Origin of the sequence: Methylocaldum sp. RMAD-M, from assembly GCF_017832375.1 — a bacterium.
Taxonomy (GTDB): Bacteria; Pseudomonadota; Gammaproteobacteria; order Methylococcales; family Methylococcaceae; genus Methylocaldum.
The window spans coordinates 1-22,224 of record NZ_JAFIBZ010000015.1; the positions used below are offsets into that span (position 1 = coordinate 1).

Consider the following 22,224-nt stretch of genomic DNA (forward strand, 5'->3'; position numbering starts at 1 on the left):
TATTCGCTCCTCTCAACAGGAATTGATGACCTCGAAGACCATCAAGAATACGCCGCCTACCTCAGCCCCTCATCCACAACTTTCGAGCATAACTCTTGGCTCGTTCTAGAGCCTGCATTTCGGCAATGTTCGCCGTAAGGGATTTTGCGGGCGAGGATGAAATGGAAAGGGTAAGCCAAGCCATCACGCGGCATTCCCTTGCCTTATACACTAAAATAGTCGCGACAGGCAGTTACTATCGACCATCCGCCCATCTTGGTTCGTTAGGGAACCTCTGATTTATTCCAAGGTGTAGTGATTATTGTCATCCTAAAAACGCTCCTCATTGTGTGTTTTTGCGATTGGATCAGAGCTTCCTTAGAAATCTTTTTTGCAAAAAGAGCTTCTCGCCCATGAAATCAAGTCTAGAGTTGCCGTTACGTAGCCTTTGGAGGCAACCGAGACGGACCTCGATCATGCTCTCGGGGATTGGTGTAGGCATCATTGCTCTGCTGCTTGCGGGAGGATTTATCGAATGGATTTTCTGGGCAATGCGGGAATCAACGATTCTTTTTCGGCTCGGCCATATCCAAGTCGTCAGGCCTGGCTATTTGGATCGGGGCGCGGCGGATCCGTACAGGTTTCTGTTGCCGCATTCCGTCGATGAGCTTGAAGTGCTGGCGAAACTGCCCGGCATAAAGGTGGTGGCGCCACGGCTTAGTTTCAATGGGCTGCTTAGTCATGGGGATACAACGATTGGTTTTATTGGAGAAGGTATAGATCCCGAGAAAGAGAAAGCATTTAAACCGGATCTTTCCATTCAAGAGGGCGTGGGGCTCGATCCGAATCAACCCTTAAGCGCAGTTATCGGGAACGGTCTCGCCGCTAATTTGGGCATAAAATCGGGCGACAAAGTGGTTTTGCTGGCAAATACCGTTTCCGGAGGGATAAATGCGGTGGAGCTTAATGTCGTTGGGGTCTTCTCGACGGCGAATAAGGCGTTCGACGATTCCGCTTTGCGCATACCTTTGATTACGGCAGAGAAACTTCTTAGAGTGTCGGGGGCTCACCGATGGACCGTCTTGCTTGACGACACATCAGATACTAAAAAAATACTCAAGCGAATTCAGCAGCTTTTCATCGAAAAGACCGGAGAGTTCCAGCTCATTCCTTGGTACGATCTCGCCGATTTCTACAATAAGACCGTGAGGCTTTTTTCCCAGCAAATGAATGTGTTGGGAGGCATTATTGGATTCATGATTTTGCTGGGTATATCGAATGTGCTGATCATGAATGTAATGGACCGTACAAGCGAAATCGGCACATTGATGGCCTTGGGGCTCAAACGATTGGAAATCGTCAGGCTTTTTCTCGCTGAAGCGCTTATGTTGGGAGTTATCGGTAGCGTGTTGGGCGTTTCGATCGGTTGGGGTTTGGCTGCGATCATATCGGCAATTGGTATTCCCATGCCGCCGGCTCCAGGCACGAGCACCGGTTATACAGCTGAAATATTTATCACCGGGCCGTTGATCGCCAAGGCCGTGCTAGTCGCCCTGATATCCACTTTTCTGGCCAGTGTATTTCCGGCGTGGAAGGCCTCCCGGCTTGTCATAGTCGAGGCATTGAGAAAGTCACGTTAACCGGATGGCGCCTCATCTCGCTGATTTAATCCATGCTGACATTCGCGCTTAGAAATCTATTTCGACAGACCGTAAGATCTATTCTGACGCTGACGGTAATTGCCTTAGGCGTCGCGGGTATCTCATTAGTCGGCGGATTTATCGAAGACATTTTTGTTCAGCTGCGCGAGTCGACGATACATTCTCAGCTGGGACATTTGCAGATATACAGAAGTGGGTTCTCGACCATCGGCCGCCGCGATCCTTATAAATTCCTGATGGAGGATGTTGACGGGCTCGTTGACCGATTCCGCACGTGGCCGGAAGTTGCCGAGGTTATGAAACGTCTAAGTTTTTCGGGCCTTGTGAATAACGGACACTCCGATTACCCGATTTTGGGGGAGGGCGTCGAGCCAACCAAAGAGAAACAGGTTGGAAGTATGTTGTCGATTGTGGAGGGGGAGCCGCTGAGCGACTCGGACCCGATGGCCATTTTGGTAGGAAAAGGTCTTGCCCATGCACTCAAGGTCAAACCGGGGGATCCACTGACACTCCTCGTCAATACGCCGGAGGGTGCTCTAAACAGCCTTGAATTTACCGTCGTTGGAGTATTTCAAAGTTTTTCGAAGGATTTCGATGATCGCGCCGTTCGGATTTCCCTAGGTTCTGCCCAGGATCTTTTAGCAACCCCGGGAATCCACGCACTGGTGTTCGCATTGAATGATACGGCGGATACTGATCGTGTTGTCAAAAGGTTAATGGCGGAGTTATCGCCAGAGCAATATGAGGTAAAACCTTGGTTCGTGCTCGCGGATTTCTATCAAAAAACGGTCGATATGTATCAGCGACAGTTCACCGTTTTGGAAATCATTATTTTGATCATGGTATTTTTAAGCGTGGCCAATAGCGTAAACATGGCGCTTCACGAACGCATAGGTGAGTTTGGTACGCTTATGGCTCTCGGTAATAGACCTTTCGATGTTTTTAAGTTAATTGTTCTGGAATATTCCATTCTTGGGCTTATAGGTGCGGCGGTCGGAGTCTTTGTCGGCGTTTTACTGGCTGGGGGAATATCTGCTTTCGGTATCCCAATGCCGCCGCCGCCCAACTCGGATATGGGATACACGGCTATCGTACGCGTTGTTCCGAATGTGCTTGGCGTAGCCTTTGTGGTTGGGTTTTTGGCGACGGCTCTTGCTGTCGTGGTGCCTGCGCGAAGGGTTATTCATACGCCTATAGTAGAGGCTTTACGGAGCAATATTTAGAACCTATCCCGGTAGGTCATAAAACCCTTCGACTCGGCTCAGGGCGAATGGCCTACGGAGACAGGGCTCTTAATGGATTTATAGAGGCTACAGTGTGGGGTTGGATGGCGATCACTCCTGAACTTTCTTTAAATAGTCCTTTGTGAAAACCTTGTCGGGCAAATCTCTGAGCTTCATTTTTCTGTAATCCAAGATCGATCGTTCATCCTTTTTCAGAGCATTTTCCATTACTAGCTGAGTAGGGCGTACTTCTCCCTCCATTGATTCGAATTTTTGAAATCGGCAGGTTTTAAATAGCCGGTTTGACAAGGTGTAGAATTCTGCTTTGTATGGGTTGTAGTTTTTCTTATCAACCCAATACAGCACCCTCGGATAGGTGACGCCTCTATCTACGGCGCTAAGTTCAAGCACATAATATTCTCGGCCGTTGATTTCTTCGATTCTTGAAAGTTTTGGATTATAGTCGCCGGTAAAATTCGCTCTGGCCAAATCGCCATTTGCCACCTGGCCTGTCAACTTTTGTGATAAGGGGAGACGAATCGGTTGCGATACGGAGGGCATGAAAGCCCAAAAGTCGCGCCCCCGCATGAGCATGATTTGCCCGCGGTCGGCGGCCGGTGCGGTCGTTAAAATCACGGTGTTTTCGTTACCCTTCGATAAAACACGATATTCGCGCACATCGGGTTCGCTGTCCGAGGTAGTCGTGGTGATGGAGATATCGACCTGAAATCCTTCTTGAGGGAAGCGAATGCGATCTGCCGCTGCCACAATCTCGGCCGGGTCCGGTACGTCGTCGGCTCGAAGCGAGCCGGACAATATTATGTTTGACAATAGGGTAACGGCTGCGGCAAAAGCGAATCGTCGGGCGATAGAGGTTTGCATGTTGTTTCCTAGATGTTGCTAAGCTCGGCTATGCTTTATGAACGGTGACGGTCTAAGCTGGTCGCTTCGGAAGCGTTAGGATATCGGGGTGTTCCCCCGTCGGATTTACGCTTGTCGCCATCCGTCCCGGAGAAATCTGGGAAATAATCTCACTACTTCTATTGATAAGAATTTTTGAAGGATATCCGCATTTTTTTACTTAATTCGAGTACCTTCTACTAGCGCTAGGGGTGCCTTTTCAAAAAGCTTGTTGTTTGACCTTATCGGACAATGTTCGGATACGATAAATATAGTAGGGTAACTTCACACAGACTATAACAGCTAACATGACTAAGGTTCGCGTGGAACACGTATGGAAGGAGTATAAGTTAGGAAAACAGACGGTCGAAGCTCTTAGGGACGTCTCCATGGGGGTTGGGGAAGGCGAGTTCATGGCGATAGCCGGGCCGTCCGGGAGCGGAAAATCTACCTTGCTAAACTTAATCGGTTGCATCGATACCCCGACGCGGGGAGAAATTTACATCGGCAATGAAGAGGTGAGCAAGAAAACACCTAACCAATTGGCCGATCTTCGAGCTCGAACCCTCGGTTTCATCTTTCAGACCTTCAATTTACTACCGGTTCTCTCCGCGTGGGAGAACGTCGAATATCCTCTCTTGTATAGAAAGGATATTCCGCCCAAGGAGCGGCGCCGGCGTGTAGCCCATTACCTGGTCGTGGTGGGGCTTGCTGATTTCGCTAAGCACAAACCTTCGGAACTTAGCGGTGGCCAGCGCCAGCGGGTCGCGATTGCACGAGCCCTGGCCGGGCATCCTGTCATCGTGCTGGCGGACGAGCCGACCGCTAATCTTGATTCCAAGACCGGTGAAGGCATCTTGCAGTTGATGAAGCAACTCAATCGGGACGAAAAAACGACCTTCATTTTTTCGACCCACGACCATCGAGTTATGGAAATGGCGGACAGGGTCGTGAGAATCAGTGACGGCCGGATAATAGTTCCATAAACGCGTGCTTTCCCGATTTGGAGAATTCCCTCGTGCAGTACCCGCGATCATCTCGTCTCTGTCTGTACGGCATCTTGGCTCTTACTTGGCTTTTCAACTCGACAGACGGCGTTTCTGCTGATCTGGAGAAGGAAGCGCCGGTTTCCGTAGACGAGCTATTTGATCTAAAAGACGAAAAAACAGAAAACAAAGAACCGGCATCGGTTGATGAGTTGTTTGAGGTTGAGCGGAAGACGGGTGATGATGCGCGCCCGCTCCGTTGGCCGGATTTGAACGGCTTTTTTCAGAGTGAACTCGCTTACACCTATGCGTCGCCCGACCATTGGTCGAAGTTTCGTAACCTCCTGGAACTGGGAACTCACGGTAGCTGGGGTGCCAGTCTGAAGTGGAAGGCGAGCGGCCGGCTTATGTATGACGCGATTTACGATTTGACCGATTTTTATCCTGAATCGGTGCGTCACGACCAACGTTTCGAGCCGATGTTTCGTGAAACCTATCTCGATTATTCCGCCGGGGATTGGGATTTCCGCTTCGGACGTCAGCACATCATCTGGGGCGAAATGGTGGGATTGTTTTTCGCCGATGTCGTCTCTGCGAAGGATCTGCGCCAGTTCGTGCTTCCCGATTTTGATTTACTACGAATTCCTCAGTGGGCCATGCGGGCCGAGTATTTCAAAGGAGGATTCCATGGCGAAGCGATATGGATTCCTTATATGACCTACAACGATATCGGCAAAGTCGGTTCGGAATTCTTCCCTTTTAATCCACCTCCGACGCCGGGATTCACGACGGTAATCGAGAACGACCAGCGGCCCAACAATACCTTTGAAAATACCGCTTACGGATTAAGGCTATCTTATCTTCAATCTGGCTGGGATACTTCGCTTTTCTATTACAGCGGTCTGGATCTTTCTCCTGCCTTCGCGCGTAACATCGTGCTGGCTCCTGCGCCGACGATTACCTATCGCTCCGTTCACAAGAGAATTCATCAGGTCGGTAGCACGCTTGCCAAAGACTTTGGTCCTTTTGTATTGAAAGGCGAGGCTGTTTATACGGTGGATCAGCCTTTTTTGACGACTCGGCTCATGGATTCGGATGGACTGGTGTCTCAGGATTTTCTCGATTACATCCTCGGGCTCGATTTCAGCTTTTTGGAAGATACGCGCCTCAACCTGCAGTTTTTTCAACGCTGGTTCAGCCACCACGATCAGCACATGATTCCTGACGAGTTAGAGAGCGGTGTATCCGCATTGGTCAGCACGCGGTATTTTCATCCGAAAGTGGAGCCGGAGGTGCTTTTCATACACAGTCTCAATCGGTCCGATTGGAATGTGCAGGCTAAGGTGACTTGGGAGTTTCTGAGGAACTGGCGAATGGTAGTCGGCGCCGATATTTTCGGCGGCCAACCTACCGGACTGTTCGGGCAGTTCGATGCCAAAGACAGGGTATACGGCGAGTTTCGGTATTCGTTTTAATCTCTTGGCGCTGCGACTTGCCCGATCGATCAATCACGCTACCAATCGCGTGTTGATATTCCCTGTCACCAGAAGCTCGGACAAGGGTTTGCGGATCGAGCGTGCTTTTGGCGGTTTTCCTTCTCCAATCCGGCCCATAAATACCGCTCTTTCGACACACTCATCTCCCAAAAGAGCAGTTAGCTCGTTTGCCAATAGTTTTGCCTTTTTCTCGACAGCGTCCACACGAGTGAACTTGATCGATTCTCGGATGTAGCCGGCAAAGATCAAGGGAGTCATTTCCGGCTGTAGCTGCAAACCAAGTTGCGTGGCCGTCAACCAAAAGCGCTGCAAAGCGCGACCTGCGGAAAGATAGTCCCCGACTGAAGTTGGCGGCTTATCCGCAATGAGAGCGAAATGCCCGGCGCTAAAGATTCCGGGGATCAAGTCCAATTCCAGCCTCGGCAGAACGGTTCCGGCGAAATAGGTGTTAAGGAAATTGACCGTCGACCAGCTCCTCATGGCCCATCTCATGAGTCCGAGAGCTAGCGGGTTTAATCCTACGGCCCGGTCGGGAATTCGATCTTCGCTATACTGAGTGTTCCATTCAATGACGTTCTTATGAACCTCATACGCCTCCGGCATCGTAAGCCGAACTTTTCCGTTTCGAAACATCAGTCGCGCAGTCCGTAGCCGATCTTCAGGTTTATCCAGCCACAAGACCGTGTAATCGTTACCTAGGCTTTCGACTAGCCGCATCTTTTCTTGGGGATAAAGTGGCCGCCGTTTCATCGCCCTGCGTTGAGTGGCGCGAATGGGAATATAAGCAGCAAGAGGACTTGGCTTGAGCTCTGGATCGGGCGAAAAATGAACGTCGATCGTCGGCGCTGTTTCGCTGGACTCTGGACGTAGAGACCAGTTGGCGGCTAACCCGTGGCTGCTGGCGGCGATGACGAGATTTTCAAGAAGAGCGCCGATCGCAATTTGGCTGGCCCGGCCCTTAAGGTCGTAAACACAATGATCGCGGGTATCAAACCCATGGATGACGACGCGGTTATCCGAGACTATCTCGAACCGCCAGGGCTGAGTGTTGTCGCCGCTGGGCGCCCACCGGGCAAGTTCGAGAATGCGCTCGAGAGAGGAACGTTGTGGTTCGGTTTGCGCTGAAGGGCACTCGGACAGCTTCGCCATAAATTTTTTTCTCGCAATCCTTAATCCGATTCGTTGCAAGGGGTTTCGGTTTCCTCCGGGTCTCCAGGTACGTACCAGTTTGTTGCGGTACGCGTCGAAATGAACGCCCCATGGTGCGGAGAATACTTTGCCTCTTCGGAGTAGGATTTTCAAAGCTTCTGTCGCTGCAACTCCGGCACACAGTTCGCATCCCATGGCGGTTGAGGGCCCACGATGCAGGGCTAGATTGACGGCGTCGGGGGCGACCAAATACGGTGTCTGCAACATCGCCGGCGACAGCCCCATCAGGAAGCGAACGGTTTTTTCGTTTTCCGGCTGGTTTTCCAGTCCGAAATACTCTTCGAACGTCATTTGGCCGGGAAGGAAATTGAGCAGCGCTACGCCCATTCCGAGCGGCGCTGCCGTGATCGCGGGGATACCCCGTGTTGCGCAAGCGGCAAAGACTTTGGCTCGCATATCTAGCGCGAAAAAGTCCAGCCCGTCGATGTAAAGGTCAGCGTCGTCCAAGAAAGACGTTAAGTTGGATTCGGTAACACCTTCGGGGAATGATCGCAGATCGAGGGTCGGATTGATTTCACGCGCCTTTGCCGCCATCACTTCGGCTTTCGACAGCCCGATCGCATTGAGATCGGCGCCGGCCTGTCGATTGAAGTTTGCCAATTCGAAAGTGTCCATATCGGCGATACTGAAGCCGCCAACGCCGAGGCGCGTTAACGTCAACAGGTGGCTTCCGCCGACACCGCCGAGTCCTGCTATGGCGACGCGTTTGGACCGTAAAATCTGCTGTTCTTCCCAAGTTATCCAGCCGATATTTCTAGAGAACGCGGACAAATAATCGAAGTTCATAAGAGCCTGTGTGATCCGAAGCGCAATTTCACTTAATGTAAAGCCAGTCCGTTCTATTCAGCTAAGCTTATTCTAGACTGAAATTATTAGGCTAATTAGGAACCGGCCATGACAAAAGAAAACTGGTTTGATAGCTTTAATCGGCATTTCGAGGTTATTCCGGCAAATACAGATGAACTGATCAAACAGGTTAAGGCTTTACGGTTCCAGATATATTGCGTAGAGCATCCCTTTGAAGATAAAACTACTTTTAAGGACGGTCTGGAACAAGACCAATACGATCAAAGGGCCGTTCATTCCCTGGTTCGGCATCTAAAGTCAAAACCTGATGAGGCGGCAGTGGCCACAGTAAGGCTGGTTCTTTCCGATAACCAGAACCCACAAAACGGCTTTCCGATCGAGGACCATTGTTCGATTTCTCCGGAAGACAGATCAAGCATCTCACTTAAATTCGAGCGAAAGCAGATAGCCGAAATCTCCCGCTTTGCCGTATCGAAGCAATTTCGGCGCCGCGTTGGGGAGTCCGAGACCATCCATGGTATTGCTGAGCACAAAGTTCCCGTCATCGAGAAGGACGACCGGAGATTGGTTCCTCACATCACTTTGGGGCTGTTTCAAGCGATAGTGCAGATGAGTGCCGAAAACAATATCAAGCTTTGGTATGCGGTTATGGAAACGCAGCTGCTGAGATTGTTAAAACGGTTCGGAATTCGGTTTACTCAAATTGGCGAGCCGGTTAATTATCATGGCTTGCGAGTCCCCTGCATTGGTCCAGTGGATGAAGTGATGTCCGGCATCAAGCGCGACTGCCCTGCGGTCTGGGAATTCATTACCCAGAAAGGCAGGCTATGGCCGTATTGAGGAATGCTTTTGTAGCGGTAGCGTACCGATCAACCCTGACGCCGATAAGAGACACCGAGATGCGAGATTTTTCAAGGGAATACAGCGAGTCACCGAATTGTGTCGCGATTCGGCGACACCTCGCTGTGAGGAATTTCTGAGTTTACTCCAAGAACTTTCAGTCGAAGCTATTAATTCCGGGTTATTCCGCCATTGGCGTTTTTCTTGCTTATACGCATCCTGGTGTTTCGCATGCTCATTTTGCTGAGCGTCGTCTCAGCGAAGAGCTGCGTACTCTCAGGGCGCGATGAGTCGCGGTAAGGCACCTGAGATCAAATCTGTTCGTTCGATAGGCCGACTCTGCTTGACTTAAGTTGGATTTAAGGAGAACGCGTGATGTTTGATGCTCGCTACGAGGTCGTATTGGCGGATACCCCGGAAAGTAAAGAGATTCACTTCAATCTGAGGTACAAGGTATTTTGCTTGGAAAAGGGATTTGAAGATGCGAGTAGATTCACTTCCGAAATGGAAAATGATCAGTACGACGACCGGGCGATTCATTTCTTGGTCAGGGAGCCGCTGACAAACAGATGGATTGGCGCTGCGCGCTTAGTGATAGATAAGGTCTCCGCTTTGCCGATTAATCACATTGCTGATATCGAGGTTCCGTCGAACGAAAAAGATGCCGTAGTCGCAGAGTTTTCGCGGCTTCTGGTACTCGACAACTTTCGCCAAGCCCAAACGAAATTGGCTGCGGAACCCGAAATATTATTAGGGCTTATCCGTGCTGCCCGAGACTATTGCCTCCGACAGGATATAAAAAGCGTACTGTTTTTGTGCCGCCGCTCTATTCACAGAATCTTGGGGAACGCAGGCGTCGACATGCTTCAAATCGGCGCCCCCTGTATTCACCGCGGCGTGAGAGCGCCTTATCTTGTGGACTTGGAAAGAGGATTTGATCGGGTTTTTCGTCCGTATAGCCGGGCTTATCAGATGTTTTCCAGGGCACACAGCTACTATTACTACTCGGATCTCTATAGTCGCCAAGTAGCATAAGCCATTCACGATGACCCGGCGATGGAATTCGCGATCATTGTGGAGCTATTTGGAATCGCTAGATCCGTCTTTTCTTCGAAATTCATCCTTTCCATTATGTCGGCTTAAACGTTTACGGCTGCCGCGCAAGCCGTTGACGCTCCGGGAGCGTCGTACCGTTTGAAACGATGACGCTTTCAGGCGCAAGCGCGCTTTGGTGTTTTTGCGTCGCAATCGACATTCAATATGACGCGGTAAGCATGCGTTTGGAGTATGCTAACGGCATTCGGCAATTGCTAGCTTCATTCCGTTAAATCCTCATTTCGTCGGGCGTAATGGCTTCCGATCGAAATAGTGCTCTTAGCTGTCAATCAGTCATATCGTGACAACGAATAACCTTTCTAAACTACGGATCGATCGGCCGGCGCGAGAGATTTCGGCTCCCCCTCGCATCGGGGCCCTTCGCAAGCGCATTGGACTGCTTGCGATGCTGATTGCGATCGCTGTGGGAGCTCTGGTTTATTCGAAACTTCGTAGCGCCGGCATCGAGACCGAGGTCGCCACTGTTTCAAAAGTTTTTCCTTCTCAAGCGTTTACCTTGCTGAACGCAACCGGCTATGTGGTGCCGCAAACCAAGGCGGATGTGGCGTCCAAGGCAACCGGGCAGTTGGAAAAGCTCGACGTTGAGGAAGGAAGCTACGTCAAAAAGGATCAGATCATCGCACAGCTCGAAAATCGCGATCTGATGGCGAGTCTTAACCAGGCTGCGGCCAATGTCGCGGTCGCAAGAACGGATCTGCTGAAAGCGGAAGCGGAGTTGAAGGAATCCACCCTGGCTCTGAACCGTGCCCGCACGCTTGTGCAGAAAAAATTCGTTTCGCAGGAAATCTATGATGCCGAGGTTGCCCGGCACGAAAAGGCCGTGGCCGCCGTGGAAAGCGCAAAATCGGCGATCGCCGCGGCCGAGGCGGCATATCAGGGGGCGCGAGTGTCCTTGGATTACACCTTCATTCGGGCGCCTTTCGACGGCATTATCCTAAGCAAGAATGCGGATATCGGCGACATTCTGGCGCCCTTCTCCTCGACGATGCTGTCGAAGGGGACCGTGGTCTCCATGGCCGATATGAATACCTTGGAAGTCGAGGTCGATGTGGCTGAGTCGAATCTTAATCAGGTACGTGTCGGTCAGCCGTGCGAAATCCAGCTCGATGCGTTTCCGGATGATCGATTCCGTTGCTCGGTCGATCGCATCGTGCCCACAGTGGACCGCACGAAGGCAACCGTGCTGGTCAAGGTGCGCTTTATCGATAAGGACGAGCGCATCCTGCCGGATATGACCGCCAAAGTGGCGTTTCTGTCGCGAGAGCTTGCCGCCGATCAGCGGAAGCCCATTTCCGGCGTACCTCCCGCGGCGATCGTGACGCGCGGTCCGGATAGCGTCGCCTTCGTGCTGGACGGCAATCGGGTCAAGGAAGTCCCGGTCGATACCGGAGAACGTATCGGCGAGTGGGTGGTGGTGAAGAACGGGCTCAAGGCCGGCGACCGAGTCGTACTCAGTCCGTCCGAAAAAATCAAGGACGGTACGGAGATCCGTGTCCGCGAAGCCGAAAGATCTTAGGGCTGCCGGCCCGGTTCGTTACATGAACCCGATCGTCGAAATCGAGAATCTCACCAAACACTATTGGAAGGGCGATCAGATCGTCCCGGTACTCGCCGATATCAATTTGGTCATTCGGGAGGGGGACTTTCTGGCGCTCATGGGGCCGTCCGGCTCCGGCAAAAGCACGCTGCTCAATCTGATCGCGGGCCTGGACCGGCCGACCGGCGGCGTTCTCAGGGTTGGCGGAATCAATATCGCCGAGCTGCCGGAATCCAGTCTCACCGATTGGCGCTCGGAGCATGTCGGATTCATCTTCCAGTTTTACAATTTGATGCCGGTTTTGACGGCGTTCGAAAATGTCGAGCTTCCGCTATTGCTGACCGGCTTGTCGAAGCGGGAACGGCGCGAGCACGTGGAACTGGTCCTGGAACTGGTCGGTCTGACGGATCGCATGGATCATTATCCGTCCCAACTGTCCGGCGGACAGCAGCAACGCGTCGCAATCGCCCGCGCTCTAGTTGTCGATCCCGCCTTGATCGTGGCGGACGAACCCACCGGCGATTTGGACCGCGTATCGGCGGAAGAGGTACTGGAGCTCATGGAGCATCTCAATCTGAACCTGGGCAAGACCATCATCATGGTGACTCACGACCAACGCGCCGCTGCAAAGGCGCATGCCATCCGGCACTTGGATAAAGGGGTCCTGACCGACGATCCATCGGGCACGGACTAAGTCTCCGATCGATGCTGTTTTTCCTGCGTCTCGCACTCCGAAATCTTTTTCGGCACAAACTCAGGACCAGTCTGACCGCGCTTGGCATCGTCATCGCCATCGTCGCTTTCGCTCTCCTCCGAACCGTGGTCGACGCCTGGTATGCGGGTGCGGAGGCGACCTCGGCCAATCGCCTCATTACCCGAAACGCCATCTCCCTGATATTTCCGCTGCCGATCAGCTATGCCAACCGCATCCGGCAGATAGACGGGATTACCGGTCTGAGCTATTCGAATTGGTTCGGGGGCGTGTATATCGACGAGCGGAATTTTTTCCCCCAGTTCGCCATAGAGCCGAAAAGCTATCTCGAGCTTTACCCCGAATTCATTCTATCGGAAACGGAGAAAACGGCTTTCATAAAGGACCGGAAAGGCGCAATTGCGGGCCGAAAGCTGGCGGAAGAGTACGGTTGGAAGATCGGCGATGTGATTCCGTTGCGCGGAACCATCTATTCGGGGAGTTGGAGTTTCGTCTTGCGAGGCATTTATCGCGGGGCGGAAAGAAAGACCGACGAGACCTTATTCCTGTTTCATTGGGACAACCTCAACGAAACCCTAAAGAAAACGGATCCGAGCCGGGCCGAGCGTGTAGGCGTCTTTGTTCTCCGGATCGATAGGGGCGGTCGCGCGGCGGAACTTTCCGATGCGGTCGACCGGCTTTTCGAAAATTCGCTCGCGGAGACTCTGACCGAAACCGAGGAGGCATTCCAGCTCGGCTTCGTCGCCATGACAGAAGCTATCTTGGTCGCCATCAAGATAGTTTCCTTCGTGGTCATCGCCATCATCATGGCGGTAATGGCGAACACCATGGCGATGAGTACCCGAGAGCGCCGGCGCGAGTACGCAACGCTGAAGGCAGTCGGGTTCGGACCACGTTACTTGCTGGCACTGATTTTGGGCGAATCTCTGGCCTTGTCGATCGGTTCCGGCATTCTGGGCATCCTGGCCGCTTTCCCAGCCGCCGGCCTTCTGGCGACCAAGTTCGGCACGCTGTTTCCGGTGTTCGAAATATCCTCTCGAACCATACAATTCGGCTTGTTCGCTTCGTGCCTGATCGGGCTGACGGCGGCGGTGTTCCCCGCCTGGCGCGTCATTACCTTCCCGGTCAGCGAGGGACTGCGCAGCATCGGCTAGCGAGAGCGCGACCATGAACCTAGAAACGGCAGTTGACCGCTTAGAAGGAACAGAAAAGCCATATGAATTCTGACCGTCCTATCTTCTATCGATCTCACCGTTTAGGTGAAGCCGCTACGCACCCGATTGCACGGCTGACGGGCCACCTGGCGGCGTTGCTCCTTCTTGTGGGGGGCGGCCCCACGGCGTCGTCGCGCCTAGCCATCCGGCCCGTCAGCCGCACACTCGGACGCGTCCAACTGCCGTTTCTAGGATGAAGATACCGTTCTCTTATTCGTGGAAGAGCTTGTGGGCGCGCAAGGCTACCTCCGTCTTGACGGCGGCGGGGATGGCTCTGGTCGTCTATGTATTTGCAACCGTGCTGATGCTCACCGAGGGTCTCAGGCAGACCTTGGTGGCGACCGGAAGCGATGACAACGTGGTGTTGATCCGGCAGGGGGCGGAGACGGAAGTTCAAAGCTCGATCGAGCGGGAGCAGGCTGCGATCATCGAGAGCGCGCCGGAAATCGCCTATGCGCCGAACGGAACGAAGCTTGCCTCCAAGGAGGTCATGGTTTTGATGACGCTGCCGAAACGGGGCAGCGACAAACCCTCCAATGTGACCATTCGGGGGCTGTCCGAGAAAGGGCTGACGCTAAGACCGCAGGTGCGTTTGGCCGAGGGACGGATGTTTCGTCCCGGATCGTCCGAAATCGTTGCCGGCAGGAAAATCGCAGAGAATTTCAAAGGTGCCGGCATCGGGGAAACGATACGCTTCGGCCTGCGCGATTGGACCGTCGTCGGCGTGATGGACGCCGGAAACACCGGCTTCAGCTCCGAAATCTGGGGCGATGCCGATCAGTTGATGCAGGCTTTTCGGCGGACGGCTTATTCCGCGGTCGTCGCCAAGCTCGCCGATGTTTCGTTGTTGGAGCGCTTCAGGGTCCGTATCGAGGCCGACCCGCGGATGAAGGTGGAAGCCAAGCGGGAAACGGTTTTTTACGCCGAGCAATCGGAAATGCTGGCGAATTTCCTGAAGATACTCGGCATGACCCTGAGCGTGATTTTTTCGCTGGGCGCAATCATCGGAGCGGTTATCACGATGTACGGCGCGGTGGCGAGCCGGACCCGCGAAATCGGAACGTTGCGAGCGCTGGGTTTTCGGCGTGGCGGTATATTGAGCGCCTTTCTTTTCGAATCAGCGCTTTTGGGATTGATCGGCGGTCTCGCCGGTGTCGCGCTGGCTTCCACCATGCAACTTTTGACGGTTTCCACCCTCAATTGGCAGACGTTTTCCGAACTGGCATTCACGTTTACCCTGACGCCGACGATCGCGTTTCAGTCACTCGTGTTTTCGCTGTTCATGGGCCTGCTGGGCGGCTTGCTCCCCGCCTTTCGAGCCGCCAGGATGGATTTGATCGATGCCTTGCGATCTGTCTGAGAGGCTTTTTTACAACCTCTGAAGGAGCATGCCGATGACTGTGAATCGATATGCGAATTTCGAAATGGCGGCGCTTTGGCCGCTCATCCGGCTAAACGGATAAGGTTGAGACGTTTCCGCGCCTCTTTCAGATGTTGCTGCCAATAATTGCGATAGCCGTTCGACCAGATCCGCTGTGCCGACTGTTCCCCGATGGTTCCGGCTTCGTACGAGGCCAGTCCTCGTCTGACTTCGAAATAGATATCGGTCAGGTTTTCCGAAAGATTTCCGAAGCTCAGGTCATAGAATTCGGCAGGGTCCGGCCCCGGTGAGAGTTCGTCGTAGTGGTCCAGGTAACGTTTAAGGCGAAGATAGGACTCGAAACGCGCATCCAAATCGTGGGCCAGTTTGTACGCGTGGTAGGGTTCTTGAGAGGCGAGTCGCCTGACGGCGGTATCCAATTTCAGTAATGAGCTTTGCACGCAGCTCAGCCAGTCCGCCAGCTGATTGGCTCTCACGTGCTCGATCAAGCGGCAATAGTCATGTGCGGCTTCGGCTACCGCTTCGAGCGGGGTTTTATCGTCAATCACGTTTTTTGATCGGTTAAAGTCCAATTGACTCCAAATCGTACCAGCATCTTCAGCGATCAATCGTGCCGCTCCGAAGTCATTGCGTTAGAGGTTCGAAAGCCGATCGCTCGCTGCAAGCCAAAGCGCATCGTGAACAAGTCTAGTCAATCCGGGGCGATTCGCTTGCGGCGGCGGTGTCCTCGTAGCGCATGGAACGTCCATCGCTATGCCGGAAAGGAGTTCCGGAATGGCTGTTCAAGGCCAGAATTCCCTCGGCTGAGGAATGCCTGCGCGATCCTTTGAAGTGCTCGATTTTGAGATCAAGATCTCAAAGATATCGTAACGGGTGAATATACTCGCTACAGCCGAATTGTAAGAAGCCGACTTAGGGCTAAACTCAGGTAAAGTCACAAGTCCTATCTCTCGATTTATGGATCACGATCCGGCTCTGCCTTTCAAGCTCGATATCGAAGCGGCCTCGGTTTGGCTGGATGGATTGCCCGTGGCCAATATCCGTGAAAGCTGCCGTGTACTTTATCCGGTATTGCGGGCGTTGAACGCTTCCGCCATCGAGCCGCGCCTTCGTTTTGCGATCCTCGAGAAATGCCGAGCGACAGTGACGGGGCTTGATAAGGGGCTCCTGTCATATTTCCTTGACAGGCCTTTTCCATTGGATGGAAAGACACGGAAAATCGCCAGTCTCTGCTCCAGATTTCATAGCGAGCTGGCCGCGGGTTATAGGCAACTCGTGGAAGCGGAGACATCTACCGGCGTTTTTAATCCATCAGAGCAGGCTTTGATCATCGGGCGCGCATTCGAGTACTACGCCAACAGCCTTCTAAGATCTGCTCAGATTTATGAGGCGCAGCCCTCGGCTTTTTGGTCGTTCGTCTTCGGGCTTTTCCGGCTGGCGGAAGAGCGGGGACTCTGTCATTCGTCCCCGGACGACAAAGCCTTGGGAACGGTTTCCGTCCCCCTGTTCTTTAAGGTCATACTCTTGTTCGGGATAGCCGCTCCAAGTAGGCTCAGCCAGCAGGACATGCAGCGGCTGTTCGATTTTTTGGTGGCTCATGCGGATCTCGTGAGAATCGAGTCGACGCCCGTCAGTAATGGGGCGCGTGCCGTCTTGTGTTTCGATTTGTCGGTCGGTGTACCTATCATGCCGGTGCCCGCGCCTGCCCCGGTCGACAAGCCGGGTCTTAGGTTTTTGTTCATGGAACGCTTGCTCAATGAATTTCGCAACGAGATTCGGACGGACGGCAAGCCAGAGGAAAATCCGCTGGCCTTGGTTCTCCCCAGACTCGGCGATCGTCTGCCGAATCAGCCGGAACTGACCGCGCGGCGTGCCGCTGCCAGTTTGGGAGTCGAGGCAATCGCCGCAACAGTGGGCCGTATCGAGTCACGCCGAATCAGCGGCGCCTCCCAATCCCTTTGGTCGAACCTGGACCAACTCGAATTGGCGCCCCTGAGTTCGGATATGCGACCGGAGATTCTCGGCTCAAAGTCCACAGGCACTTTTGCCGCCGCGCTGGTTTCGGGTTCGGGAGCCAAGGACGAGAGCCTAGGCATTGGTTTCGGGGACATGCGTTCCGTAAAGGTCTACCGTAGCGAGCTTCCTGGTTTTTATATCATCGATTCCGGTGGGCAGGTCTTTCGCATAGGCGATCTGCTCGCATTAAACACCGACGATGAGATTATCCAGGTGGGGGTCGTGCGGGGCGGACAAATATACAACGGCCAGTTTTGCTACAACGTCGAACTGTTTGGAAATCGTCCGTGCTTTGTCCGATTTTTCGCCGACTCGCCCGGAAGCCGTGCGCATAAAGGTTTGTTGTTCAAAATGGGCACGGATGTGCCGGATAGTTTAGTCATTCCGCCTGTCAAGCTACGTTGCGGCGATACCGTCCTCGTGGAGGAGCAGAGAGAGAAAAACACCTTCCGAGTAGCCCGGCTTATCGAAGCCAATTCGAATTTCTGCCAAATAGCGCTTACGACACCCGAAGCGCCAGCACCTTCCGTTTGAATACGCCTCGCTCGCGCTCAGACGAAACTCCAATCGGAGAACCTCGCCGCTTGGCCGCAGTAGACGCCTCTGGCATCGAGCAGATTCCAGATGGTTGTGTGCTCGATCAAAAAGCGACGCCCGTGTTTCGAGATGCGAATCCCCCGATAATCCTCGATATAGCCGCGAGCGGCGACTTCGGCTAGAAGGCGTTCCCGATTTTCCTGGTTCTGGCGCTCGGCGGAAAGGCGCGAGGGAAACGCGGTAAATTCCTCCCACTCCATGCAGAACAAACTCATCGCGGTTTGATTGGCGTAGTTGAAAACCGGGTCCTTGGCCGTATCGTGAGAAAGCACCGCGAACGGGGCGGAAAACAGATACCGGGCCGCTTCGTAGTGATTCATTCTCGGATCGACTAGTGCGCGCCCCGTCCAATGTCTATAGCTATCCCGCAAAATGGCTACATGATCGACCAAGAAACAGTTCTCTTCGCTGGGTTTGGGAAAAGCGGTCATGGACATGTACGGCTCTCAGGACGTAAATTAAGCCGCGCTTTGTAGGCGTAACCCGATTATAGCCCGTACCGAAGGCATTCCCGAATGGCCGATAGCATCACTATTGCGACGGTGCCCGCTGGCACTGCCTGAATCGGCCGTTCGTCAAAAAAGAAGGACACCAGAGTAACAGGGGGAAATGGCTTTTGCGGTTAACGGAGGGATACAGTAGGCAGTTATGGAGAATATGTCAGCTGTCCCCTGGTGTCCGAAAGAAGAGGTTATGCAAAGATGTTAACGCAATGGGCGTGCCACGATTGAAAAATCAGTTAAAACAACGATATGCTCGTTTCGTCTGTGGGGTTGCAATCGGATTCGGGGCATCTGCCTCAATCCTGTGCGGGAAAACGCGCACCATACCTGTTCCGCCCGATCGGACATGCCTCGCGTTTCCACTGGAATTTGGCTCGGTCTGAAGTCATTGCGATGCGGAAGTACGGCGGTACCCTTGTCCATTGCTGCAGAGATGAAATGGGCCTCATCGAGGTTGTTGAAACCTGCGGCGTTCGCTCTCTTCATTTCGGCACCCATCCCAAACAGAGCGCAATGTCGCTCGCCGAACCCGATAAATTGGAGCTTTCTTATGCGAGGGCGATGCTCGCGGGACTTCTGTTCAAACCCGAGCCGCGCAAAATTCTTCTGCTGGGATTGGGGGGCGGTACGCTCGCGAGATTCCTGTTCAATCACTTCCCCGAATGCCGAATCGATGCAGTCGAGTGCCGACCGGCGGTCGCCGAGATTGCTTACGAATATTTCGGTCTTCCGAAGGATGCGCGACTCACCGTTCATGTTTCGGACGGAAACGAATTCGTCTGTGCCGAAGCCGACCGTCGGGAGGCGGAGTACGATCATATTCTGGTGGATGTCTTCGATCATCAAGGCCTTGCGGAGGCCGTAAATCAACAGGATTTCTTTTCGGCAAGCCGCCGGCTTTTGCACCCGGAGGGCATTCTCGCCATAAATCTGTGGGGAACGGAGACCCAGTCGCTGCGGCAGTCCATGGGACTGCTCAATCTTTATTTCGAAAGACGCACGATGCGCTTGCAGGTTCCCGGCCGGGGCAATGTGATCGGATTCGGTTTCGGAGAGCGACTCGAACACGCCGAGATCGCCGATCTGAAGCAGCAGGCGAAGACAATGGAGTTGCTCATGGGCGTCGAGTTTCCGCGTTTCTTGCGTCTGCTGTCCTATTCCGGCTGGCGGTGACGCGGCTTGTCTCGGTAGGTCAAGGGTTCTCAGTCTTCCGGACGAGGCTTGTATTGCCCCATGAGCTGTTGCTGAATCTGCGGCGATACCGGTTCATAGTGGCTGAATTCCAGCGTATAGGAACCCTGGCCGGCCGTAAGCGATTTGAGCCGTGAATGATAGCTGCTCAGTTCGGCCAGAGGCGCGCGGGCGGCGACCGTCGTCATCCCGCTTCGCGATGGCGCCGTGCCGGTAACCTGGCCGCGTCGCGACGAGAGATCTCCGGTGACATCGCCGATCGTCGATTCCGGAATACTGATTTCCACGTTGACCACCGGTTCCAGCACGATGGGTCGCGCTTTCGCCACGGCATCCTGGAAGGCCTTCTTGCCGGCAGCGACGAACGCCACTTCCTTGCTGTCCACCGGGTGCGCCTTGCCGTCGTAAACCACGACGCGGACATCCTGTATCGGGTAGCCCGCCACGGCGCCGGTTTCCAATGCTTGTCGCACGCCTTTTTCGACCGCCGGGATAAATTGTCCGGGAATCGCGCCGCCTTTGACCTCGTCGACGAACTCGAAACCCGCCCCCCTCGGCAGCGGTTCGATACGCAGGAAAACTTCGCCGAATTGGCCGGCGCCGCCGGTTTGTTTCTTGTGTCGGTGGTGCCCCTCGGCCGGCGAGGTGATCGTTTCGCGGTAAGGAATTTTGGGCGGATGAGTGTCCACTTCCAGCTTGTACTGCTGTTGCATTTTTTCCAGCACCCTTTGCAAGTGGAGTTCGCCCAGACCGTGCATCACTTCCTCATGAGTCGTGGCATCGTATTCCACGTCCAGGGCGGGATCTTCCGCTTCAAGCTTGTGCAGGACCTCGGATAACTTGTGTTCGTCGCCCCGGCGCTTCGGAGTGATCGCCAGACCGAACACTGCATGGGGAAAGTCGAGAGGTTTCAAGTGGATATGGTCGTCCTCGGGCGCATCGTGCAGCACCGAATCGAACTCGATTTCATCCACCTTGGCCACGGCGCAAATGTCGCCCGGTATGCACCGCATCGCGGGAACGTGCTGCTTGCCCTGGAGCATGAACAGATGCCCCGCTTTGAAGGGCTTGCGGGACTCGCCGATGAACAGTTGCGTATCGGGGACGACGGTGCCTTGATGGATGCGGAATACCGAGATCTTGCCGACATACGGATCCATTTCCACCTTGAATACATGAGCCAGCGCATGCTTGGACGCATCGGGTTCCGACCGGAACGGCACGGCGTTCTTGCGCTCGGTATTGGATGGCCAGCGTTCGAACAGGGGCGGGTTGCCTTCCTTGGGATTCGGCAGCAGTTTTACGAATGCGTCCGCCAATTCCGGAACACCGACGCCGGTGCGGGCGGAAACGAAACAAATGGGAACCAGGTGGCCGTTGCGTAGCGCCTCTTCGAAAGGGGCGTGCAAGGTTTCGGGAGCGATCTCCCCCTGTTCGAGGTATTGCGTCATGAGCTCTTCATCGACTTCCACCACCTGATCGATCAGCGCGCGATGGGCTTCGGTCGGTGACGAAAAATCGGCCCTGCCATCCCCGTTGAAGAAGCAATCGATGACCCGTGTACCTTTGTCGGCAGGCAAGTTGATCGGGAGGCATTCCTTGCCGAAGGCATCGCGAATCTCATTTACGAGTTCCGGCAGGTTCAGATTGTCGCCGTCGATTTTGTTCACGACGATCATTCGACACAATCCTCTTGCCTGGGCCCATTGCATCATCCGGCCGGTGGTGAATTCGATGCCGTTGGCGGCGTTGATGACCACGGCCGCGGTTTCGACCGCATCCAGCGCGCACAAGGCTTGGCCCATGAAATCGGGATATCCCGGAGTATCCAAAAGGTGAATGCGGGTAGCGTTGTGGTCGATGTGGGTGACGGCGAGTTTCTGGGAATGCTGATGGGCTTTTTCGAGCGGATCGTAGTCGCAAACAGTGGTTCCTTTCTCCACACTGCCCGGCGTATTGATCATTCCCGTCTTATACAGCAGTGCTTCGACCAGCGTCGTCTTTCCCGCGCCCGCGTGTCCGACCAGTGCGATAGTCCTGATGTCTTCGGTCGAGTATGCGTTCATATCCGTCCTCACTCTCGCGATTTGGGGGTTGAGTTCGAGTGTAGGGGAGTACGAGGGGTGAGTTCAAGTTAGCTTATGTTCTCAAAATGGACCTGAGTTTCGCCGATTCGACCTTGAGAACTCGGAGGTGCGCTCCCGTCGGATGGAGCCGTTCACCATTTCTCGTACGGCAGAAATATGCTGATCACGGCGGCGCCGATCCGATCTCCTTGAAATCTATCGGTTGGTGCGGATGCTTGATTACAGCGCGCAAGGAAAAAAATGATGTCTGTGTTACCTGTCCTTTCTTGCCTGCATTGATTGTTCCGTCGTTCCTCATCTCGGTTTAAGCGCAAGAACTGCCGATCGATTGCTAATCGCACCGATAAGCAGCGCCATCGGCTACGCCATTGAGCACTCCGAGCTCCTTGAAGCTTTTCCAGACCACATGTGTGGCGCTGATCCCTTCGGCCTTCTTCAAGGCCCGAACCTTTGCCGCGTGCCGCCAATTCATGTCCTTCCCGTATCCCGAAGAGCCTTTTACATTGGCGATAAATCGGCAATCCTCCACGTCCGGCTGGAAAAGCTCTTTCGGTTCGGCGTTTGAATCGCCCAACGAAATTCCAACGACAACGAATGCCGCGATGACGCGGAAAGCGATAGACATCATGACGACTTCCTCCGGCAAAGAATGGCAGCGGTTGACTCCCGATCTTCAAAGCTTGTGCGTGAAACGCTAATGAAGAACTCTTGACGTATCAAGCTGCAACTTAGATTTAAAGGGCGATGCAGGGTTCGCTTGATGTTTGCC

18 protein-coding genes are annotated in these 22,224 nt (G+C 53.8%); 12 read left to right on the plus strand and 6 right to left on the minus strand.

Translation table 11 applies throughout. The features are described from left to right. Nucleotides 1-455: 455 nt before the first annotated feature. Entirely contained in the window at nt 456-1,619 is a 1,164-nt protein-coding gene (locus tag JOD69_RS14730; protein ID WP_205780788.1) for an FtsX-like permease family protein, read from the plus strand. 32 nt (nt 1,620-1,651) lie between these two features. Further along, on the plus strand, nt 1,652-2,863 hold the full coding sequence (locus JOD69_RS14735) for an ABC transporter permease (RefSeq protein WP_086134690.1): 1,212 nt from the start codon (nt 1,652-1,654) through the stop codon (nt 2,861-2,863). Between the two features lie 111 nt (nt 2,864-2,974). On the opposite strand, the gene JOD69_RS14740 is transcribed toward JOD69_RS14735, so the two are convergent. Beyond that, nucleotides 2,975-3,745, minus strand: a complete 771-nt coding sequence (locus JOD69_RS14740; RefSeq protein ID WP_077730761.1) for an outer membrane lipoprotein-sorting protein — start codon at nt 3,743-3,745, stop codon at nt 2,975-2,977. Nucleotides 3,746-4,071: 326 nt separating this feature from the next. Between JOD69_RS14740 and JOD69_RS14745 the strand changes: the two genes are divergently transcribed. Then, entirely contained in the window at nt 4,072-4,749 is a 678-nt protein-coding gene (locus tag JOD69_RS14745; protein ID WP_077730762.1) for an ABC transporter ATP-binding protein, read from the plus strand. A 74-nt stretch (nt 4,750-4,823) separates the two neighbouring features. Then, entirely contained in the window at nt 4,824-6,224 is a 1,401-nt protein-coding gene (locus JOD69_RS14750) for a DUF1302 family protein (RefSeq protein WP_210024021.1), read from the plus strand. Nucleotides 6,225-6,257: 33 nt separating this feature from the next. Here JOD69_RS14750 and JOD69_RS14755 read toward each other — a convergent pair whose 3' ends face one another. Then, entirely contained in the window at nt 6,258-8,240 is a 1,983-nt protein-coding gene (locus tag JOD69_RS14755; RefSeq protein WP_086134692.1) for a ThiF family adenylyltransferase, read from the minus strand. 108 nt (nt 8,241-8,348) lie between these two features. On the opposite strand from JOD69_RS14755, the gene JOD69_RS14760 reads away from it, so the two are divergent. The 6 genes from JOD69_RS14760 (at nt 8,349) to JOD69_RS14785 (ending at nt 15,040) form a co-directional block, all read left to right on the plus strand. Continuing rightward, nucleotides 8,349-9,101: a PEP-CTERM/exosortase system-associated acyltransferase gene (locus JOD69_RS14760; RefSeq protein ID WP_077730765.1), complete on the plus strand. Its 753-nt coding sequence runs from the start codon at nt 8,349-8,351 to the stop codon at nt 9,099-9,101. 375 nt (nt 9,102-9,476) lie between these two features. Beyond that, a complete protein-coding gene (locus JOD69_RS14765) occupies nt 9,477-10,136 on the plus strand; it encodes a GNAT family N-acyltransferase (protein WP_086134693.1) in 660 nt (219 codons plus the stop codon). 466 nt (nt 10,137-10,602) lie between these two features. Further along, the gene (locus JOD69_RS14770; protein WP_086134694.1) at nt 10,603-11,733 is read left to right on the plus strand and encodes an efflux RND transporter periplasmic adaptor subunit; all 1,131 of its coding nucleotides are present in this window, start codon (nt 10,603-10,605) and stop codon (nt 11,731-11,733) included. Between the two features lie 22 nt (nt 11,734-11,755). After that, entirely contained in the window at nt 11,756-12,448 is a 693-nt protein-coding gene (locus tag JOD69_RS14775; protein WP_077730768.1) for an ABC transporter ATP-binding protein, read from the plus strand. Between the two features lie 11 nt (nt 12,449-12,459). Next, entirely contained in the window at nt 12,460-13,620 is a 1,161-nt protein-coding gene (locus tag JOD69_RS14780; protein ID WP_086134695.1) for an ABC transporter permease, read from the plus strand. A gap of 253 nt (nt 13,621-13,873) precedes the next feature. Beyond that, a complete protein-coding gene (locus JOD69_RS14785) occupies nt 13,874-15,040 on the plus strand; it encodes an ABC transporter permease (RefSeq protein ID WP_077730770.1) in 1,167 nt (388 codons plus the stop codon). Nucleotides 15,041-15,123: 83 nt separating this feature from the next. On the opposite strand, the gene JOD69_RS14790 is transcribed toward JOD69_RS14785, so the two are convergent. After that, nucleotides 15,124-15,609, minus strand: coding sequence for a DUF5063 domain-containing protein (locus JOD69_RS14790; RefSeq protein ID WP_166642569.1), 486 nt, complete (start codon nt 15,607-15,609; stop codon nt 15,124-15,126). Nucleotides 15,610-16,018: 409 nt separating this feature from the next. On the opposite strand from JOD69_RS14790, the gene JOD69_RS14795 reads away from it, so the two are divergent. Continuing rightward, nucleotides 16,019-17,611 carry a hypothetical protein gene (locus tag JOD69_RS14795; protein ID WP_086134696.1) on the plus strand — a complete coding sequence of 531 codons (1,593 nt, stop codon included), beginning with the start codon at nt 16,019-16,021 and terminating at the stop codon, nt 17,609-17,611. A gap of 17 nt (nt 17,612-17,628) precedes the next feature. Here JOD69_RS14795 and JOD69_RS14800 read toward each other — a convergent pair whose 3' ends face one another. Continuing rightward, nucleotides 17,629-18,111 (minus strand): MEKHLA domain-containing protein, encoded by a 483-nt coding sequence (locus JOD69_RS14800; RefSeq protein WP_240507052.1) that lies wholly within the window; start codon nt 18,109-18,111, stop codon nt 17,629-17,631. A 504-nt stretch (nt 18,112-18,615) separates the two neighbouring features. Between JOD69_RS14800 and JOD69_RS14805 the strand changes: the two genes are divergently transcribed. Then, nucleotides 18,616-19,350 carry a hypothetical protein gene (locus tag JOD69_RS14805; protein ID WP_240507063.1) on the plus strand — a complete coding sequence of 245 codons (735 nt, stop codon included), beginning with the start codon at nt 18,616-18,618 and terminating at the stop codon, nt 19,348-19,350. A 29-nt stretch (nt 19,351-19,379) separates the two neighbouring features. Here JOD69_RS14805 and fusA read toward each other — a convergent pair whose 3' ends face one another. Together fusA and JOD69_RS14815 are read right to left on the minus strand one after the other, a co-directional pair. After that, complete coding sequence (gene fusA / locus JOD69_RS14810; protein ID WP_086134698.1) at nt 19,380-21,434, minus strand: elongation factor G; 2,055 nt, start codon at nt 21,432-21,434, stop codon at nt 19,380-19,382. 352 nt (nt 21,435-21,786) lie between these two features. Further along, the gene (locus JOD69_RS14815; RefSeq protein WP_086134699.1) at nt 21,787-22,083 is read right to left on the minus strand and encodes a hypothetical protein; all 297 of its coding nucleotides are present in this window, start codon (nt 22,081-22,083) and stop codon (nt 21,787-21,789) included. Between the last annotated feature and the right edge of the window lie 141 nt (nt 22,084-22,224).

Excerpts from the sequence above, each read along its gene's own strand:
- JOD69_RS14755 (WP_086134692.1), bottom strand. The coding sequence starts at position 8,240 with ATGAACTTCGATTATTTGTCCGCGTTCTCTAGAAATATCGGCTGGATA.
- JOD69_RS14760 (WP_077730765.1), top strand. The coding sequence starts at position 8,349 with ATGACAAAAGAAAACTGGTTTGATAGCTTTAATCGGCATTTCGAGGTT.
- JOD69_RS14805 (WP_240507063.1), top strand. The coding sequence starts at position 18,616 with ATGGGCCTCATCGAGGTTGTTGAAACCTGCGGCGTTCGCTCTCTTCAT.
- JOD69_RS14745 (WP_077730762.1), top strand. The coding sequence starts at position 4,072 with ATGACTAAGGTTCGCGTGGAACACGTATGGAAGGAGTATAAGTTAGGA.
- fusA (WP_086134698.1), bottom strand. The coding sequence starts at position 21,434 with ATGAACGCATACTCGACCGAAGACATCAGGACTATCGCACTGGTCGGA.
- JOD69_RS14785 (WP_077730770.1), top strand. The coding sequence starts at position 13,874 with ATGAAGATACCGTTCTCTTATTCGTGGAAGAGCTTGTGGGCGCGCAAG.
- JOD69_RS14800 (WP_240507052.1), bottom strand. The coding sequence starts at position 18,111 with ATGTCCATGACCGCTTTTCCCAAACCCAGCGAAGAGAACTGTTTCTTG.
- JOD69_RS14740 (WP_077730761.1), bottom strand. The coding sequence starts at position 3,745 with ATGCAAACCTCTATCGCCCGACGATTCGCTTTTGCCGCAGCCGTTACC.
- JOD69_RS14780 (WP_086134695.1), top strand. The coding sequence starts at position 12,460 with ATGCTGTTTTTCCTGCGTCTCGCACTCCGAAATCTTTTTCGGCACAAA.
- JOD69_RS14765 (WP_086134693.1), top strand. The coding sequence starts at position 9,477 with ATGTTTGATGCTCGCTACGAGGTCGTATTGGCGGATACCCCGGAAAGT.
- JOD69_RS14775 (WP_077730768.1), top strand. The coding sequence starts at position 11,756 with ATGAACCCGATCGTCGAAATCGAGAATCTCACCAAACACTATTGGAAG.
- JOD69_RS14770 (WP_086134694.1), top strand. The coding sequence starts at position 10,603 with ATGCTGATTGCGATCGCTGTGGGAGCTCTGGTTTATTCGAAACTTCGT.
- JOD69_RS14795 (WP_086134696.1), top strand. The coding sequence starts at position 16,019 with ATGGATCACGATCCGGCTCTGCCTTTCAAGCTCGATATCGAAGCGGCC.
- JOD69_RS14815 (WP_086134699.1), bottom strand. The coding sequence starts at position 22,083 with ATGATGTCTATCGCTTTCCGCGTCATCGCGGCATTCGTTGTCGTTGGA.
- JOD69_RS14730 (WP_205780788.1), top strand. The coding sequence starts at position 456 with ATGCTCTCGGGGATTGGTGTAGGCATCATTGCTCTGCTGCTTGCGGGA.
- JOD69_RS14735 (WP_086134690.1), top strand. The coding sequence starts at position 1,652 with ATGCTGACATTCGCGCTTAGAAATCTATTTCGACAGACCGTAAGATCT.